This window comes from Micromonospora matsumotoense (assembly GCF_050951065.1).
GTDB lineage: Bacteria > Actinomycetota > Actinomycetes > Mycobacteriales > Micromonosporaceae > Micromonospora > Micromonospora matsumotoensis.
The window spans coordinates 1,264,016-1,280,484 of sequence record NZ_CP192025.1; the positions used below are offsets into that span (position 1 = coordinate 1,264,016).

Annotated in this window: 17 protein-coding genes, 1 tRNA gene and 1 pseudogene; 8 read left to right on the top strand and 11 right to left on the bottom strand. The window is 74.6% G+C overall.

The window, feature by feature from the left end; genetic code table 11:
* Nucleotides 1–61: 61 nt before the first annotated feature.
* The 5 genes from ACQP1S_RS05905 to ACQP1S_RS05925 all read right to left on the bottom strand — a co-directional run bounded on the left by ACQP1S_RS05905 (nt 62) and on the right by ACQP1S_RS05925 (nt 6,376).
* Nucleotides 62–1,417, bottom strand: coding sequence for a formimidoylglutamate deiminase (locus ACQP1S_RS05905; protein WP_432907827.1), 1,356 nt, complete (start codon nt 1,415–1,417; stop codon nt 62–64).
* Entirely contained in the window at nt 1,414–2,688 is a 1,275-nt protein-coding gene (locus tag ACQP1S_RS05910; RefSeq protein ID WP_432903868.1) for an allantoate amidohydrolase, read from the bottom strand. Before ACQP1S_RS05910 ends, ACQP1S_RS05905 begins: the two co-directional genes overlap by 4 nt.
* Entirely contained in the window at nt 2,685–4,340 is a 1,656-nt protein-coding gene (hutU, locus tag ACQP1S_RS05915; protein WP_091251617.1) for a urocanate hydratase, read from the bottom strand. The genes ACQP1S_RS05910 and hutU overlap by 4 nt, the downstream gene beginning before the upstream one ends.
* Before the next feature lie 12 nt (nt 4,341–4,352).
* Complete coding sequence (locus tag ACQP1S_RS05920) at nt 4,353–5,204, bottom strand: MurR/RpiR family transcriptional regulator (RefSeq protein WP_432903872.1); 852 nt, start codon at nt 5,202–5,204, stop codon at nt 4,353–4,355.
* Between the two features lie 131 nt (nt 5,205–5,335).
* Nucleotides 5,336–6,376, bottom strand: a complete 1,041-nt coding sequence (locus ACQP1S_RS05925; RefSeq protein ID WP_432903874.1) for an LCP family protein — start codon at nt 6,374–6,376, stop codon at nt 5,336–5,338.
* 125 nt (nt 6,377–6,501) lie between these two features.
* Here ACQP1S_RS05925 and ACQP1S_RS05930 point away from each other — a divergent pair, with 125 nt between their 5' ends.
* From ACQP1S_RS05930 to ACQP1S_RS05945, 4 genes and pseudogenes are all read left to right on the top strand, one after another.
* Nucleotides 6,502–7,335, top strand: coding sequence for an O-methyltransferase (locus ACQP1S_RS05930; protein ID WP_432903877.1), 834 nt, complete (start codon nt 6,502–6,504; stop codon nt 7,333–7,335).
* Between the two features lie 173 nt (nt 7,336–7,508).
* Entirely contained in the window at nt 7,509–7,826 is a 318-nt protein-coding gene (locus ACQP1S_RS05935) for a hypothetical protein (RefSeq protein ID WP_432903880.1), read from the top strand.
* Between the two features lie 178 nt (nt 7,827–8,004).
* Nucleotides 8,005–8,985 (top strand): expansin EXLX1 family cellulose-binding protein, encoded by a 981-nt coding sequence (locus ACQP1S_RS05940; protein WP_432903883.1) that lies wholly within the window; start codon nt 8,005–8,007, stop codon nt 8,983–8,985.
* Nucleotides 8,986–8,989: 4 nt separating this feature from the next.
* A pseudogene (locus ACQP1S_RS05945) lies at nt 8,990–9,154 on the top strand (NADH-quinone oxidoreductase subunit D); the annotation flags it as partial.
* 43 nt (nt 9,155–9,197) lie between these two features.
* On the opposite strand, the gene ACQP1S_RS05950 reads toward ACQP1S_RS05945, so the two are convergent.
* From ACQP1S_RS05950 to bcp, 3 genes are all read right to left on the bottom strand, one after another.
* Nucleotides 9,198–9,725: an N-acetyltransferase family protein gene (locus tag ACQP1S_RS05950; RefSeq protein WP_432903887.1), complete on the bottom strand. Its 528-nt coding sequence runs from the start codon at nt 9,723–9,725 to the stop codon at nt 9,198–9,200.
* Nucleotides 9,726–9,790: 65 nt separating this feature from the next.
* Nucleotides 9,791–9,876 (bottom strand) — tRNA-Leu (locus ACQP1S_RS05955).
* Nucleotides 9,877–10,199: 323 nt separating this feature from the next.
* Entirely contained in the window at nt 10,200–10,676 is a 477-nt protein-coding gene (bcp, locus tag ACQP1S_RS05960) for a thioredoxin-dependent thiol peroxidase (RefSeq protein WP_432903890.1), read from the bottom strand.
* A 253-nt stretch (nt 10,677–10,929) separates the two neighbouring features.
* Between bcp and ACQP1S_RS05965 the strand changes: the two genes are divergently transcribed.
* The 4 genes from ACQP1S_RS05965 to ACQP1S_RS05980 are packed head-to-tail and all read left to right on the top strand — an operon-like array spanning nt 10,930 to nt 13,599.
* Nucleotides 10,930–11,649: an energy-coupling factor ABC transporter permease gene (locus tag ACQP1S_RS05965; protein WP_357674718.1), complete on the top strand. Its 720-nt coding sequence runs from the start codon at nt 10,930–10,932 to the stop codon at nt 11,647–11,649.
* On the top strand, nt 11,646–12,053 hold the full coding sequence (locus tag ACQP1S_RS05970) for a PDGLE domain-containing protein (RefSeq protein ID WP_091251637.1): 408 nt from the start codon (nt 11,646–11,648) through the stop codon (nt 12,051–12,053). The genes ACQP1S_RS05965 and ACQP1S_RS05970 overlap by 4 nt, the downstream gene beginning before the upstream one ends.
* A gap of 14 nt (nt 12,054–12,067) precedes the next feature.
* A complete protein-coding gene (cbiQ, locus tag ACQP1S_RS05975) occupies nt 12,068–12,838 on the top strand; it encodes a cobalt ECF transporter T component CbiQ (RefSeq protein WP_432903894.1) in 771 nt (256 codons plus the stop codon).
* On the top strand, nt 12,835–13,599 hold the full coding sequence (locus ACQP1S_RS05980; RefSeq protein WP_432903897.1) for an energy-coupling factor ABC transporter ATP-binding protein: 765 nt from the start codon (nt 12,835–12,837) through the stop codon (nt 13,597–13,599). Before cbiQ ends, ACQP1S_RS05980 begins: the two co-directional genes overlap by 4 nt.
* Before the next feature lie 219 nt (nt 13,600–13,818).
* Here the strand turns inward: ACQP1S_RS05980 and ACQP1S_RS05985 are convergent, their stop codons facing one another.
* The 3 genes from ACQP1S_RS05985 to ACQP1S_RS05995 are packed head-to-tail and all read right to left on the bottom strand — an operon-like array spanning nt 13,819 to nt 16,143.
* Nucleotides 13,819–14,913, bottom strand: a complete 1,095-nt coding sequence (locus ACQP1S_RS05985) for a hypothetical protein (RefSeq protein WP_432903900.1) — start codon at nt 14,911–14,913, stop codon at nt 13,819–13,821.
* Complete coding sequence (locus ACQP1S_RS05990; RefSeq protein WP_091251646.1) at nt 14,910–15,626, bottom strand: thioredoxin domain-containing protein; 717 nt, start codon at nt 15,624–15,626, stop codon at nt 14,910–14,912. The genes ACQP1S_RS05985 and ACQP1S_RS05990 overlap by 4 nt, the downstream gene beginning before the upstream one ends.
* Nucleotides 15,619–16,143 (bottom strand): MauE/DoxX family redox-associated membrane protein, encoded by a 525-nt coding sequence (locus ACQP1S_RS05995; protein ID WP_091251647.1) that lies wholly within the window; start codon nt 16,141–16,143, stop codon nt 15,619–15,621. The genes ACQP1S_RS05990 and ACQP1S_RS05995 overlap by 8 nt, the downstream gene beginning before the upstream one ends.
* Nucleotides 16,144–16,469 lie beyond the last annotated feature (326 nt).

The window sequence follows — 16,469 nt, forward strand, 5'->3', positions numbered from 1 at the left end:
CGTCGGCCGTCGGATACCGCACGCCGGGCGTCGCGTTCCGCGCGTCGCCGGACTGGTGCGGCTAGGCACCGGTCACCGCCGCGATCGCGGCGTGCAGCTCCGCCGGCACGTCCACGGTCAGGTGCCGGCCGTCGCGCACCACCTGCCGCCCCTCCACCACCACCTGGTCGACGTCGGCGGCGGTGGCCGCGAAGAACACCCCCACCGACGGCACCCCGGCGGTACGCGGGCTGTCCAGTCGGACCGTGACCAGGTCGGCGCGTTCGCCGACGGCGATCCGTCCGGCGTCGGCCCAGCCCAGCGCGGCGTGCCCGGTGACGGTGGCCGCGTCGCGCAGCGCGGCGGCGGTGAAGTGCCCGCGTCGCCGGGTACGCAGCCGCTCGTCCAGCTCCACCGCGCGGGCCTCCTCGAACAGGTCGACCACGGCGTGGCTGTCGCTGCCCAGGCTCAGCGGGATGCCGGCGTCGGCCATCAGCCGGGCCGGCCCGATCCCGTCGGCCAGGTCCCGTTCGGTGGTGGGGCAGAGACACACCCCGGTCCGGTGCTCCGCCAGCAGGGCCAGATCGGCGCTGGTCGGGTGGGTGGCGTGCACGGCGGTGACGTCCGGGCCGAGCACCCCACGGTCGGCGAGCAGCCCGGTCGGCGTACGCCCGTGCACCGTCCGGCAGGCGTCGTTCTCGGCGGGCTGCTCCGACAGGTGCACGTGCAGCGGGGCGCCCTGCCGGTACGCCCACCCGGCGACGGTGGCGAGCTGGTCCGCCGGCACCGCGCGCACCGAGTGGATCGCCGCCCCGCGCAGCGCGTGCGCCCCGGCCGGCCGGAACCCGTCGACCCGGTCCGCCCAGCGCAGCGCGTCCCCGTCGCCGAAGCGCCGCTGCGTCCCGGCCAACGGCTCACCGGCCACCGATGCGGTCAGGTAGCAGGCGTCCAGCAGGGTGATCCGGATGCCGGCCTGCGCCGCCGCCTCGACCAGCGCCGCGCCCATCGCGTTCGGATCGTCGTACGGGTGGCCGTCGGGGCCGTGGTGCAGGTAGTGGAACTCACCGACGCAGGTGACCCCGGACAACGCCATCTCGGCGTACGCGGCGCGGGCCAGGGCCAGGTAGGAGTCGGGATCGAGTCGGCCGGCGACGTCGTACATCACGTCCCGCCAGCTCCAGAAGTCACCCCGACCGCCGTGGGTACGCCCGCGCAGCGCCCGGTGGAAGGCGTGCGAGTGGGTGTTGGCCAGGCCGGGCAGGGTGAGCCCGGGCAGCCGTACCGCCTCGGCGAGCACCTCGACCCCGGTGTGCGGCGACGCGCCCCGGGCGAGCGGCGTGACGGCGGTGAACCGGCCGTCCTCGGCCTCGATCAGCACGTCCGGGGTCGGCGCGGCATGATCGGGCAGCCACGCCTGCTCGGCCAGCCAACGGGTCAGTGGCATGCCAGCTCCTCCAGCACCCGGGCCAGCGCGACCACCCCGGCCGCACAGTCGTCGTCGGTGGCCGACTCGGCGGGGGAGTGCGACACCCCGGTCGGGTTGCGTACGAACAGCATCGCGGTGGGCAGGTGCGCGGCCAGCACCCCGGCGTCGTGGCCGGCCCCGGTGGGCAGCACCGGCGCGGCCAGCAGCGCCGCCAACCGCCCGGCCAGCCCACCGTCGAAGGCGACCAGCGGCGTGGTCGACTCCGGGGTCACGGTCAGCGCGGTGCCGTCGCGCCGGGCCCGCTCGGCGGCCTTGGCCTGCACCGCCTCGACCAGGTCGTGCAGGGTCTCCGGTTCGGCGGCCCGGGCGTCGAGCCAGCCGGTCACCTTCGACGGGATCGCGTTGGTGGCGTTCGGTTCCACCGCCACCCGACCGACGGTGGCGTGCGCGCCGCGCAACCGGGCCTCCTTGTTCGCCGCCAGCACGGTGAACGCGAACGTGAGCATCGGGTCGCGGCGGTCGGCCATCCGGGTCGTACCGGCGTGGTTGCCCTCGCCGCGCAGCTCGAAGCGCCACCGCCCGTGCGGCCAGATGGCGCTCGCCACCGCGACCGGCGCGTCGGCGTCGACCAGCGCCCGGCCCTGCTCGACGTGCAGCTCCACGAAGGCGGCGAACCGGCCCAGCAGCGCCGGGTCGGCCCCCGCCGGCCGGTGGCCCAGCGCCTCGGCGAAGCTCACCCCGGCCGCGTCGCGCAGCCCGGCCGCGCTGTCGACGTCGATCTCGCCGGTGAGCAGCCGGGACCCCAGACACGGTACGCCGAACCGGGCCCCCTCCTCCTCGACGAACGCGGCCACCACCACCGGCCGGACCGGGGTGGCCCCGGCGGCCCGCAGCTCGTCCACCGCGAGGAACGCGCTGACGATGCCGAGCGGCCCGTCGTACGCCCCGCCGTGCGGCACCGAGTCGAAGTGGCTGCCGGTGAGTACCGCCCCGCCCCTGGTCGGCCCGTCGCGGTCCTGCGTGCTGCTGTCCCGGGTGCCGGTGGCCTGTGCGTCGTTGGCCTGGGTTCCGGTGGGCGGGTCGCCCCACCAGGCGAACAGGTTGCCGTTGCCGTCCCCGCTGACCGGCATGCCCCGGTGGTCGGCCTGCGCCCGGAACCACTCCCGCAGCCGCAGCTCCGGCGCGGTCAGCGCGTACCGCAGATAGCCGCCGCTGTCGGCGTCCCGGCCGACCGGCGCGATCCCGCCCCACAACTCCCGGAACCGGCCGGCGAGGTCGCTCACGCGGTGCCCTCCGCCATGGGGATGCGGACGTCGGTGCGTTCGGCGACCTCGCGGGCGGTGTCGTAGCCGGCGTCGACGTGCCGGATGACGCCCATCGCCGGGTCGTTGCTGAGCACCCGTTCGATCTTCTGCCCGGCCAGCGCGGTGCCGTCGGCGACGCAGACCTGACCGGCGTGGATGGACCGGCCGATGCCCACTCCGCCGCCGTGGTGGATGGACACCCAGGACGCCCCGCTGGCGGTGTTGACCAGCGCGTTGAGCAGCGGCCAGTCGGCGATCGCGTCGGACCCGTCGGCCATCGCCTCGGTCTCCCGGTAGGGGCTGGCGACGCTGCCGCAGTCCAGGTGGTCCCGGCCGATCACCACCGGTGCGGACAGCTCACCGGAGGCGACCATGTCGTTGAACCGCACCCCGGCGACGTCCCGTTCGCCGTAGCCCAGCCAGCAGATCCGGGCCGGCAGGCCCTGGAAGGCGACCCGGTCGGCGGCCATCCGCATCCACCGGGCCAGCGACTCGTTCTCCGGGAACAGGTCGAGCACGGCCCGGTCGGTGGCGGCGATGTCGGCCGGGTCACCGGAGAGCGCCGCCCAGCGGAACGGCCCCCTGCCCTCGCAGAACAGCGGCCGGATGTACGCCGGCACGAAGCCGGGGAAGTCGAACGCCCGCGCGTACCCGCCCGACTGCGCCTCGCCCCGGATCGAGTTGCCGTAGTCGAACACCTCCGCACCCGCGTCGAGGAAGCCGACCATCGCCTCGACGTGCCTGGCCATCGACGCCCGTGCCCGGTCGGTGTACTCGGCCGGCTTCGCCGCCGCGTAGTCCCGCGCGTCGGCCAGCTCCACCCCCTCCGGCAGGTACGACAGCGGGTCGTGCGCGCTGGTCTGGTCGGTCACCACGTCGATGGCGACGCCCCGGCGGAGCAGTTCGGGGAAGACCGTGGCGGCGTTGCCGACCACGCCGACGCTCAGCGCCCGCCGGTCCCGCTTCGCGGCCAGCACCCGGGCGACGGCGTCGTCCAGGTCGTCGGCGACCTCGTCGAGGTAGCGGTCGTGCACCCGCCGGTCGAGCCGGGTCCGGTCCACGTCCACGATCAGGCAGACCCCGTCGTTCATGGTGACCGCGAGGGGTTGCGCCCCGCCCATCCCACCGCAGCCGGCGGTGAGGGTCAGCGTCCCGGCGAGACTGCCGCCGAAGCACTTCGCGGCGACCGCGGCGAACGTCTCGTAGGTGCCCTGGAGGATGCCCTGGGTGCCGATGTAGATCCACGAACCGGCGGTCATCTGCCCGTACATGGTCAGGCCGAGCGACTCCAACCGGCGGAACTCCGGCCAGGTGGCCCAGTCGCCGACCAGGTTGGAGTTGGCCAGCAGCACCCGGGGGGCCCACTCGTGGGTCCGCATGACCCCGACGGGGCGGCCCGACTGCACCAGCATCGTCTCGTCGTCGCGCAGTTCGGTGAGGGTGCGCACCAGCGCGTGGTACGACGGCCAGTCCCGGGCCGCCTTCCCGGTGCCGCCGTAGACCACCAGGTCGTCGGGGCGTTCGGCCACCTCCGGGTCGAGGTTGTTCATCAGCATCCGCAGGGCGGCCTCCTGCGGCCACCCCTTCGCGGTACGGGTGGTGCCGCGGGCGGCGCGGACGGGCTGGTGCATGGCGTACTCCTCTCAGCCGAGGAACAACTGACGACGGGCGGCGGACGACTCGAACGCCTCCAGGCGGCGCTGGGTCTGGAGCGGTGCGGCGTCGCAGATGGCCTGGAGCACCACCATCGCCAGGGTCATCGGGGCGGTGTGCAGGTCGAAGACGAGGTCGGTGCCGACGGCGGCGGGGAGCACCAGCGCGGCGTACTCGGTGGCGGGGCTGACCGGGGAGTCGGTGATCGCGACGACGGTGAGGCCGGCGTCGCGGGCGGCGCGCAGCGCGTCGAGGGTTTCCCGGGGGTAGCGGGGCAGCACGAAGGCCAGCAACGCGTCCGCCCCGGCCGAGGCGGCCTGTTCGAGCCGGTCGGTGAGCAGGCTGCCGCCGTCGTCGATGACCCGGACGTCGGGGAGCACCTTGGCGGCGAAGTAGGCGAAGTAGGCGGCCAGCGGCGCGGCGGCGCGCAGGCCGAGCACCGGCAGTGGGCGGCTCGCCGCGAGCAGCCGGCCGGCGGTGGCGATCTTGTCCCGGTCGGCCAACTCGCCGGCCAGCCGTTCCAGGTTCGCCATCTCGGCGCGTACCGCGAGTTGCAGTTCGTTGCCGTCGTCGGGGCGACCGTCGGGGTCGGCGGCGGTCAGCTCGCGCAGCCGGCGGCGCAGCGCCGGGTAGCCGTCGTGGCCGAGCGCCACGGCGAACCGGGTCACCGACGGCTGGCTGACCCCGGCCAGCTCCGCCACCTCGGCCGCCGACAGGTAGGCCACGGTGCCCGCGTGCTGCACCAGGCAGTGCGCGATGCGCCGCTGGGTGGGGGTGAGCCGGACCCCGTGGAACAGGTCGAGCAGCCGGTCCGGCGACGCGGCGACGGCTCCGTCATTCATGCCGCGACTCTATGCATGAAATATTTCAGGAGCAAGGCGTTCCGGCAGCACACCTGCCGGAATGCGGGACGGTCTGCCGGACGGGAGTCGTGCGCATGCACCGCCCCAGCGGCACGCGCCCCGGCGGCGGGTCAGCGGGCGGCGCGGACGATCTCGGCGGTGGCGTCCCGGCGGACCGCGTCGTAGAACTCCCGCGACTTCTGCGCGTCGGCGAAGACCACGCTCTCGGTGCCCACCCGGCCGGTGCCCCGTGACGGGCTGGTGACGAAGGTCAGGTTGCCGCCCCGCAGGCCGCGCAGCTCGGTCGCCAGGTCCAGCAGCGACATCTCCCGGTCGACGGAGACCGACGACGAGGCGGCCCGGACGAAGCCGTTGAGCTTCCCCGGGCTGGTCAGGATGCCGCCGGTGGCCGCCTTGTCGAGGATCGCGCGGATCACCTGCTGCTGGTGCCGGATCCGGGCGAAGTCGCCGTCCGGGAACTGCTTGCGCTGCCGGGAGTAGTCCAGCGCCGTCGCGCCGTCCATCGTCTGCCGGCCGGCCGAGAAGGTGCGCAGCGGCGGATGGATCGAGGTGAACCGGTGGTCGACGGTGATGTCCACCCCGCCCAGGGCGTCGATGATCTCCTGGAAACCGGCGAAGTCGACCACCGCCACGTGGTCGACGTGCACCCGGGTGAACTCCTCGACGGTCTGCACCATCAGCGGAATCCCACCCCAGGCGTACGCCGCGTTGATCTTCGCGGTCCGGCCGCCGTGCCGGCCGTCGGTCGACCGGGGCACCCGGACCCAGGTGTCGCGGGGGATCGAGACGAGCTGGGCGCTCTTCCGGTCCTTCGGCAGGTGGGCCAGGATGATCGTGTCGGTGCGGGACCCCTCGGTTCGTTCCGGGTCCCGGGAGTCGCTGCCCAGGATCATGATGTTCGTGGCGTCCCGGGCCACCACCGGCGGCCGGCTCTCCGCCGGCACTCCGGTGAAGGCGTCCACCCGTGCGACGTCCTTCTCCACCGAACGCAGATAGAGCGCGCCCGCACCGACGCCGCCCGCCCCGAGCAGGGCCAGCGCCAGCATCACCACGAGGGCGATCCGCCAGCCCCGCCGTCGCTTCGGTGGTGGACCGGGGCTCTCGGGGGACGCGACGGGGACGGAATCCGAGAGATGTTCGCCTGCGGCCATGGCCGCATGTTACTGAGCCGCCACGCAGTCGGGCAGCCCGCGTACGCCCGACGGGCCGAGGGCCGAAAAGCTGCCGTACGCTGGACGTTCAGTCGCTGGTCACCTGCGGCTGGTAGAACCTCGCCGTGGATGCGACGAAACTGCGCCGGGCCATCGCCCGTACCCCGCTGGCACCGGTGGCCGCCTTTCCCGGCCGGCTCGCCCGGGTCGCCCGCTACGACGCGAAGGTGCTCCGCGCCTCGGCCCGGTGGCTCGCCACCTCCCGGGAACACCACAACTACACCTACGAGCTGACCCAGCTCAGCCGGCAGCACCTGACCTGGTTCGTCAGCGTGGTCTGCGACGTCCCGGTGGCCCAGGTCAGGGGACACCTCGCCGAGATCACCGGCGACGCGGCGCTGCGCCGGCACATCGAACAGGCCACCGCCCGGTCCGCCCGGCGCGGCCTGGCCGACCGCCGGGTCCGCTACGCGCGCCGGGTCGGCTGGTACGCGATCGTCCGGGCCACCCGGCCCGCCCACGTCGTCGAGACCGGCACCGACAAGGGGCTGGGTAGCTGCGTCCTCGCCGCCGCCCTGCTGCGCAACGCCGCCGAGGGGCACCCCGGCCGGCTCACCTCGCTGGACGTCAACCCGGAGGCCGGCTACCTGGCCCGCAGCGCGCCCTGGTCCGACGTGATCGACCTGGTGGTCGGCGACTCGGTCACCGCGATCGCCGCCCTGGACCGGCCGGTCGACCTGTTCCTGCACGACAGCGACCACAGCCACGACCACGAACGCCGCGAGTGCGACGCCGTCGAGCCGAAGCTGGCCCCCGGCGCGATCCTGCTCACCGACAACGTCACCACCACCGGCGTCCTGGCCGAGCACGCCGAGCGCACCGGCCGTCGGTTCCTCGCCTACCGGGAGACCCCGCTCGACCACTGGTATCCCGGCGACGGCATCGGTGTCGCCTGGTGAGGTCCGGCCGACGGTGAACCGGGCCTGGCCGGCGGGACCGGGCGGGAGACGGCACACCGAGGCAGGGGCGGTGCCGGACGGTCGAGGCGTCCTCCGCCGACCGGGGGTTGCCCCAGGGGCGGTCACGGATCGATGATGGCCGAATCGCCACCACCGTCGACGAAGGAGTCGAGATGCAGGTTCTCCACCAGCCCCGCGTGGCCTGGGACATGGCCCGGCTGATCGTCTCGGCCGTCCCCGACGACCGGCTCTTCGACTGGTTGTGCGCCGAATCCGGCGCGCTGCTCGGCCCCGACCACGCGCGGTCCCTGCGCGACACCCAGCAGCGGCTGCGGCCGTGGGCCCGGACCACCCCCGACGCCGCCGCCGTCGAAGCCGGCCGTTGGCGGGTCCGCCTGGAGGATCTGCTGCGCACCCGACCGGAGGTCGCCGAGCCGCTGCGGTCGCTCACCGTGATCGCGTCCGGGCACTACCGCAACCAGATCGGCTGACCGGCTTAGCTTTCGCTTAGCCGGCTTGTCCCGGGTCGCCCGCTCCGGCAGCATCGGTCGGCGTGACCGATGGCAGCGTGTCCGAGGAATCCACCGGCGATCCCGGGCCGGCCCCCGACGGGTCCGCCGGGCGTCCCGGGCCGGGGCGTCGCCGTGCCCGGGGTGGCGGACGCCGCCGGTGGCTGGCCGCCGGGGCGTGGCCGCGCTCGCCACCGTGCTCGGGCTGAGCCTGGCGCTGCGCTCCGGTGCCGCCCCCGCCTGCGCCGCCGCGCCGGCCGGGCTTGCCGCGCCGGCCGGTGTCGCCCTGGCCGCCGGGCGGATGCCGCTGGCGGCTCCGCCCATCGGCGGTACGGTCCACAAGGGTAAGGCCACCTTCTACGACTCGAAGGGGGCCGGTGGGAACTGCTCGTATCCGTCCGCCCCGGCCAACCGGCTCTACGTGGCGCTCGGCCCCACCGAGTACAGCGCCGGTGCTGCCTGTGGTGGCTACCTCGACGTCACCGGTCCCCGGGGCACCGTCCGGGTCCTGATCATGGACCAGTGCCCGGAGTGCGCCCCCGGGCACGTCGACCTCTCCCGCGAGGCGTTCGCCCGGATCGCCGATCCGGTGCAGGGCATCGTCGGCGTCAGCTACCGCGCGGCGGTCGACCCGCCGCTGTCCGGCCCGCTCACCTTCCGGATCAAGGAGGGTGCGTCGCAGTACTGGTTCGCCGCGCTGGTCGCCGAGCACGGCAACCCGCTACGCGCCGTCGAGGTACGACAGGGCTCCGGTGCCTGGCGCACCGCCGCCCGGCAGGACTACAACTACTGGCTGATCGACTCCGGGGCCGGCCCCGGCCCGTACGCCGTCCGGGTCACCGACGTGTACGGCCACCGCGTCACCGCCACCGGCATCACCATGTCCCCCGGCCGCGTCCAGCGCAGCACCGTGAAGATGTACGGCGGCAGCGCCCCGGCCGCGCGGACCGCCCCGTCCACCCGGCCGCCCTCGCCCCGCCCCAGCGCCACCCCGAGCCGGACCCCCGCCAGCCCGTCGACGGTCGCCTCCGCCGCCCCACCCGCCCCACCCGCCCCGCAGGACGGGACCGGCCCACCCGCGCTCGCCGCATCGTCGGCGTCGGACGCCAGCCGGCAGGTCGACTGCGCCGCGCGGGGCTGACCGCCTGGCGTACGACCATCTCGACGTGCCGGTGGTCACCCACACCGCCGGGGACTGCCACGCCCGCTTCGAGGTGCTGGTCGACCAGGTGTACGCCTCGCTCGACCTCGCCGAACAGTGCCTGGACCGGGTCGACCGGCTCACCGGGAAGGTCGCGGTAGCGGAGCCACCGACATCGCCGCGTCGCCGGACCTGAGTCGATCGAGCGGTGGTCAGGCCGGGGTGCCCAGGTCGCGCCACATCAGGATCTCGTCGCGGTCGTCGCCGGGCGCCACCCGCAGCGCGCCCGGCAGCCGGCCCACCTCGCGGTAACCGAGCCGGTCGTAGAACTTCTCCAGGCCGAGCCCGCCGCGCACCGTCACGTGCAGCGCCTGCCAACCCAGCTCGGGCGCGCGCCGGGCGGCCTCCCGCATCAGCGCCCGCCCGTGCCCGCGTCCCTGGGCGTCCGGGTGGACCATCACCCGCTTGAGGGTGCCCCAGTGGGCCTTCAGTCGGAACCGGTTGTCGGCGAGGAACAGCACCGCGACCGGTCGGTCGCCCTCGTAGCCGACCAGCAGCCGGTCCGGTCCGTGGGTGACGGCGGCGAAGGTCGCCTCGGCGACGGGGCGTACGTCGGTGGTGGTGACGGGGGCGACGAAGCCGACCGCGCCACCGGCGTTGGTGACGTCGACCCAGAGGTCGATGACGCGTTCCCGCAGCTCGGGGGTGAGGTCGGGGTCGAGGACGAAGCGCAGGCTCACGCCGCCAATCCTGCTGCCCCGACCCGCCGCGGACCCGCGATCGTGACGTTGCCGACAGGACGTTGTGGTGCGGGAGGGGGGACTTGAACCCCCACGCCCTTTCGGACAATAGGACCTAAACCTATCGCGTCTGCCATTCCGCCACTCCCGCTCGGGTCAGAGTTTAGAGCGTCGCGCGGAAACGGTGGACAGCCCGGTCCGACGCAGAATGTTCGAGACCGTCCCGTGACTGAGGGCGCAGGTGCCGTCCGTCGCCTGTCGGATGAACTCGGCCAGTTTCGAGGTCCCGGCTCGGGGCGGGCCAGCGCATACCGGACCACGGTCTGATGGTGCGGGGAAGCGCGGTTGAGGCGAACGCCGAGCAGCCTCAGCACACCGGCGACGGAGTGGGCGGCGGCGGCCGCCTCGGCGAGCACCGGGGGTGGGTATCGGTATCGGATCAGCTACCGACCGTGGTGGCCGGGTGCGAGGGGCTCAGGCGAGGCCGAGGTCGCGGCGCAGCTTGGCGACGTGGCCGGTGGCCTTGACGTTGTAGAACGCGTGCTCGACTTTTCCGTCCGGGTCGATGACGAAGGTGGACCGGATCACCCCGGTCACCGTACGGCCGTAGAGCTGCTTCTCGCCGAAGGCGCCGTACGCGGTGAGCACCGCCTTGTCGACGTCGGCGACCAGCGGGAAGGTGATCGCGTCGCGCTCGCGGAACTTCGCCAGCTTGGCGGGCTTGTCGGGGGAGATGCCGACCACCTCGTAACCGGCGGTCTGCAACGAGGCGAGCGAGTCGCGGAAGTCGCAGGCCTGCTTGGTGCAGCCGGGAGTCATCGCGGCCGGGTAGGCGTACAGGATGACCCGGCGACCGCGCAGCGCGGCCAGGGCGAGCGTCTCCCCGGTGTCGGTGGGGAGGGTGAAGTCGGGAGCGGGGTCGCCGGGGGAGAGCCGGTCGGGCGCGGTCATGGCGACGACCCTACCGCCGGGCGGTGACGGCCCGGCCGATCCCCGCCGGGACACCCGGGGCGTTCCGGCGGGCCAGGGCGTCGCCCGTGCGGGAGCGTTCGGGGCCCGGCGTTCCCGGCAACGCGGGCGGGACCCAGGCCGGTTGGTGACCCGGCGTTGGCCCGCCGGTGAACAACACCATGGCTTGTTGCCGCACCTTGGCAACAACACTCACCGGGAAATAGGCTGAGCCCGCCGGCCGACTGGAGGTCATGTGGAAACCCTGGCGATGCACATCTCGAACGGGATCATCAACGGTCCCGTCGCGGGCGTCTTCGCGGCCGTCGCGCTGGCCGCCCTGACCTTCTGCGTGCTGCGCGGCCGGCGTGACCTGGACGACCGGTTGGCGCCGATGGCCGGCCTGGTCGCCGCGTTCATCTTCGCCGTGCAGATGCTCAACTTCCCGATCTTCACGGCCGGGGTCTCCGGTCACCTGCTCGGCGGCGCGCTCGCCGCGCTGCTGGTCGGCCCGTGGGTCGGCGCGCTCTGCGTGTCGGTGGTGCTGATCGTGCAGGCCCTGGTCTTCGGCGACGGCGGCGTCGCCATGCTCGGCCTGAACATCACCAACATGGCGCTGCTCGGCACCGCGGCGGCGTACCTGCTGATCGCCGGCCTGCTGCGGGTGCTGCCCCGCACCCCCACCGGCCTGGCCGTGACCGCGTTCGTCTCGGCGCTGGTCAGCGTGGTGGTCGCGTCCCAGGGGTTCGTCGTGCAGTACTGGCTCGGCGGCACCACCGACCTGGGCGGCAACCTGACCGGCCTGGCCGGCACGATGGCCGGCGTCCACCTGCTGATCGGCATCGGCGAGGGGCTGATCACCGCGACCACGGTCGCCACCGTCGCCAAGGTCCGACCCGATCTGGTGTACGCGTTGCGCGCGCTGAAGCCGGCGACCGCGCCGGCCCCCGTCCCGGCTGTCGGAGGTGTCCGGTGAGGAAGCGCTCCTGGGGGTTCGTGGCGGCCGGTCTGCTGGTCGCCCTGCTGCTGGCCGGCGTGGTCAGCAACTACGCCTCGTCGCATCCGGACGGCCTGGACTCGTCGCTGCTCAAGGGCTGCACGGTGAACGCCGACGACGAGATCACCGGCGGCTCCTGCCCGGCCCAGCGGGCCAGGGACCACGAGCTGGCCGACAGCCCGCTCGCCGACTACGGCATCCGGGGCGTGGACAACGGTTTCCTCTCCACCGGCCTGTCCGGGGTGGTCGGGGTGCTGCTCACCTTCGCCGTCGGCGGCGGCCTGTTCTGGCTGCTGCGCCGTCGCCCGGCCGACACCCCCGGCCCCGACGGGCGGCCCGCCGGCCACGACGACGACCGGCAGCCCGCCGGCACCGTCGGCTGACCAGGCGGTACGACGTGGGTGCCGGACACGCGCACGTGCTCTACCGGGACACCCCCTCCCGGGTGCACCGGCTGGCGCCCGAGGTGAAGATCGCCGCGATGGTGCTGTTCACCGTCGCCGTGGTGGCCACCCCGCGCGAGGCGTTCTGGGCCTTCGGCGGGTACGCCCTGCTGGTCGCCGTCGTCGCCGCGCTGGCCCGGGTCGGTCCGCGCTGGCTGTTGCTGCGCGCCACGATCGAACTGCCGTTCGTGCTCTTCGCCGTCGCCCTGCCGTTCCTCGGCGCCGGTGCGCGTACCGATGTCGCCGGGTTGAGCCTGTCGGTGGACGGCCTGCACGGGGCGTGGAACATCGTCGCCAAGGGCACCCTCGGGGTGCTCGCGTCGCTGCTGCTGGCCGCGACCACCACCACCCGGGACCTGATCGTCGGCCTGGACCGGCTGCGTTGCCCGCAGATCATCACCCAGATCGCCACGTTCATGCTGCGCTACCTCGACGTGCTGGTCGGTGAGGCCCGCCGGATGCGGGTGGCCCGGATCTCCCGGGGCGACGACCCGCGTTTCCTGTGGCAGCTGCGCGGCTTCGCCGCCGGGGTGGGCGCGCTGTTCCTGCGCGCCTTCGAACGCGGTGAGCGGGTCTATCTGGCGATGCTCTCCCGGGGCTACACCGGGCGGATGCCGGCGGTCTGGCAGGGGTCCGGCGCGGCGACCGCCGGGCAGTGGGCGGCGGCGGCGACCGTGCCCGTCGTGGCGGTGACCATCGCCGCGACCGCACTCGCCCTGACATGATCGGGTACGTGCAGACCGCTGTCTCCCTGGACGTCCGTGGCGTCCGGTACGCGTACCCGGACGGTCATGTCGCCCTGGCCGGGGTGGACCTGGCCGTGCCGCGCGGTGGCCGGGTGGCCCTGCTCGGCCCGAACGGCGCCGGCAAGACCACGCTGGTGCTGCACCTCAACGGCATCCTCACCCCGACCGAGGGGGTGGTGAGCGTGGGCGGGCTGACGGTGTCCCGGGACCGGGACACCCTGGCCGAGATCCGTCGCCGGGTGGGCATCGTCTTCCAGGACCCGGACGACCAGCTCTTCCTGCCCACGGTGGCCGAGGACGTGGCGTTCGGCCCGGCCAACCTGGGGCTGCGCGGCGTCGAGCTGGCCGCCCGGGTGGACGAGGCGCTGACCGCGGTGGGGATGGCCGAGCACCGGGACCGGGCCCCGCACCACCTGTCGTTCGGGCAGCGTCGCCGGGTGGCGGTGGCCACCGTGCTGGCGATGCGCCCCGAGATCCTGGTCCTCGACGAGCCGTCGTCCAACCTGGACCCGGCGGCCCGCCGGGAGCTGGCCGAGATCCTGCGCGCCCTGCCGGTGACCCTGCTGATGGTCACCCACGACCTGCCCTACGCGGCGGAGCTGTGCGAACGGGCGGTCATCCTGGACGCCGGCCGGATCGTCGCGGACGCCCCCACCGCCGATCTGCTCGCCGACTCGGCCCTGCTCTCCCGCCACCGCCTGGAACTGCCCTACGGCTTCCACCCCCGACCGATCGGCTGATCGCCGCAGGCCGGCCCCGGCAGCACCCCGCGATTGCCGGAGCCGCGCCGGTGGTGGGTCGGGCCGGGACGGCCCCGGGAGCACCCCGCGATGCCGGCAACCGGCCCCGGCCCTCACCGGCTGCCTCAGGAAGCCCGCATCCCGGTGCCCGGGGCATGGTCGCCACGCCGGGGCCCGCAGGCGCGGTCAGGTCCGGGCCGGGTCAGGTCACGGGCCGGGTCAGGTCCGGGCCGGGTCGGCGGCGGTCCGGGGCGCGGCGGCGCGGGCGGCGGCGTGCAGCCGGAGCAGGCCGGCGCCGACCGCGCCCACCCCGGCGATCAGCACCCCGGTCAGCAGCACCCGCGCGGTGCCGCCGGACCAGGGCACCGGGGCGACCGCGCGGGACAGCACGGTCAGGTTGGCGACGCCGACGAAGAGGGTCAGGCACGCGCCGGCCAGGGCGAGCACGAAGTCGGCGGCGGGCCGTCGGGCCAGCGCCCAGCCGCCGGCCGCCAGCGCGCCCAGCCCGGTCAGCAGCGGCCAGAGCTGCCCGGCGGCCAGCCCGAGCAGCACCCCGCCGACGCCCTGCGCCCCGGCGTCCAGCTCCCGCCCCAGCACCAGGGCGACGGCGGCGACACCACCGAGGGCGAGCAGCGCGCCGACGCCGCGCAGCGCCCGGCTCCCCGCGCCGGTGCCGGCCGGCAGCAGCCCCGCCGCGGCGACCAGCAGGGCGCCGAGGGTGGCGGCCACCCACCACGGGTACGGGTCCGGCGGCGGCACCCAGTCGAGGGTGCCGCGCAGCTCCACCGGTTCGACGCCGTCGCGCAACGGCACCGTCCAGTCGCGGACCCGATGCTCCCGGTCCGGGTCGGCGGCCACCGGGGCGGGCACCCCGGACTCCCGCCACAGGACCCGCTGGTCGTGCCAGCGGACCCGCCGGTCGTCGCCGATCCTGCGCCACTGCGGCGCGGCGGCCGGGTCGGCGGTGGCGGGCAGCGCGGTGTCGCCGGCCAGGGTGCGGTTGAGGTACGTGGCGGGGGAGCGGCTGTTCTCGTACACCCCGCCCGGCCCGACCCGCAGGTACGGCTCCCCGGAGTAGCCGATCACCTCGACGTCCCGGCCGGTGTGGTTGACCAGTTCCAGCCGGGCGCCCGCCTCGACGGCCCGGACGGTCAGCCCCGGCCGGGCCGGGGTGATCCCGGTCACCGCCGTGCGGTAGTCGGTGCCGTCGGGGGCGTCCGCCCCGTGCGCGTACGCCGGTGCGGCGGAGCCGAGCAGTCCGAGCAGTGCGGCGGTGAGCAGCAGGACGGCCCGGCGCAGGGGTGCCGGGGTCACTTGCCGGCCGCCTCCACCGCTGCGGTGATGCCGGCCGGGCTGCGGTCCTCCACTGCGGTGCCGTTCACCTTGATGGTCGGGGTGCCGGTGACCCCGGCCTTGCTGGCGTCGTCGGTGACGTGTTCGGTCCACGCGGTGTACGTCCCGTCCCTGACGCAGGAACCGAAGTCGTCCCTGTCCAGCCCCACCCCCGCGCCGATGTCGATCAGCTGGTCGTTGCTCAGCCCGGCGCTGCCCTCGGCGGGCTGCTGGGCGAAGAGCGCGTCGGTGAACTCCTTGAACTTGCCGCCCTTGGCGGCGCAGCCGGACGCGGCCGAGGACCGGGTGGAGTATTCGGTGGTGGAGAACCGGTTGAGGTAGGCGACCGGGTGGAAGACCACCTTGGCCTTGCCGGAGGAGACCAACTGGTTGACGGTCTCGCCGCTGGCCTGCTGGAACTGCTTGCAGGCCGGGCAGAGGTAGTCCTCGTAGAGGTCGATGGTGACCGGCCCGGTGCCGAGCACGACGCCGGTGCCGGCGTCGTTGGCCCCCGGCGGGGCGGTGAAGGTGTCCGACTTCTGGCTGGAGTAGACGCTCCACCCGATCAGGCCGGCGATCACCAGCACCACCACCGCGCCGACGGACGTCCAGAGCGTCCGCTTGCGCCGCTTCTCCCGGGCGAGCTGTTCGCGGACCACCCGCGCGGCCTCGTTGCGTCCCTTGCGACTACTCATCGTCGTCCTCCACGGGTGGGTCGCCCGCGAGCCAGCCGTCCACCGAGAACGGGGTGCGGGGCCAGATCAGCAGGAATCCGGCCAGCGCCAGGAATCCCAGGTCCCGGAGGATCTCCGGGAGGTAGCTCGGGGCCTGGCCGGCGGCGAGCTGCCCGCCGCTGCCGAAGCACCCGCAGTCGATGGCCAGGCCACGGGCCCAGGCCGAGGCGATGCCGGCGATGAAGACCAGCAGCAGCGCGGCGGAGATCCCGGCGCTCAGCCGGGTGGCCAGCCCGGCGAGCAGCAGCAGGCCCAGCGCCAGCTCCACGAAGGGCAGTGCCGCGCCGATCGCCGTCGCCACCTCGTACGGCATCACCTGGTACGCGTTGACGGCCCGCCCGGAGGCGGCCAGGTCACCCACCTTGGCGCCGCCGGCGAACAGCCAGACGGCGGCGAGGCCGAGCCGGGCGGCGAGGCCGAACCAGGGCCGGACGACCGGCCAACGGCCGGCGGCGGTGCGTGCTGTGGTCACGCCCATTGGTCGTACCGCCCGGTCGCCGGGTTCCCCCGGGTGCCCGGTCGCCGGGTCGCCGGACGGGCCACCGGTGGCCGGTCAGGGCCGGCCAGCGGGCCGTAACGGGCGGTGGCGGTGGGGTCGCGGTGAGCGGGGATCACGACAAGCCAGGCTACGCGGCGTGGCGGGGAGGGGCAGGGTCCTTCGGCCCTTTGAATGGTCCCGCTCACGCCGGGAACTTATCCCCGCTGCCGGACGACTACCTGCTCATGACGTCCCACCACCTCCGGCAGGCACCCCGGCCGCCGTGGCCGCGCCGTGCCGCCGTGGGGTGGCCGGGTGGGCGTTCC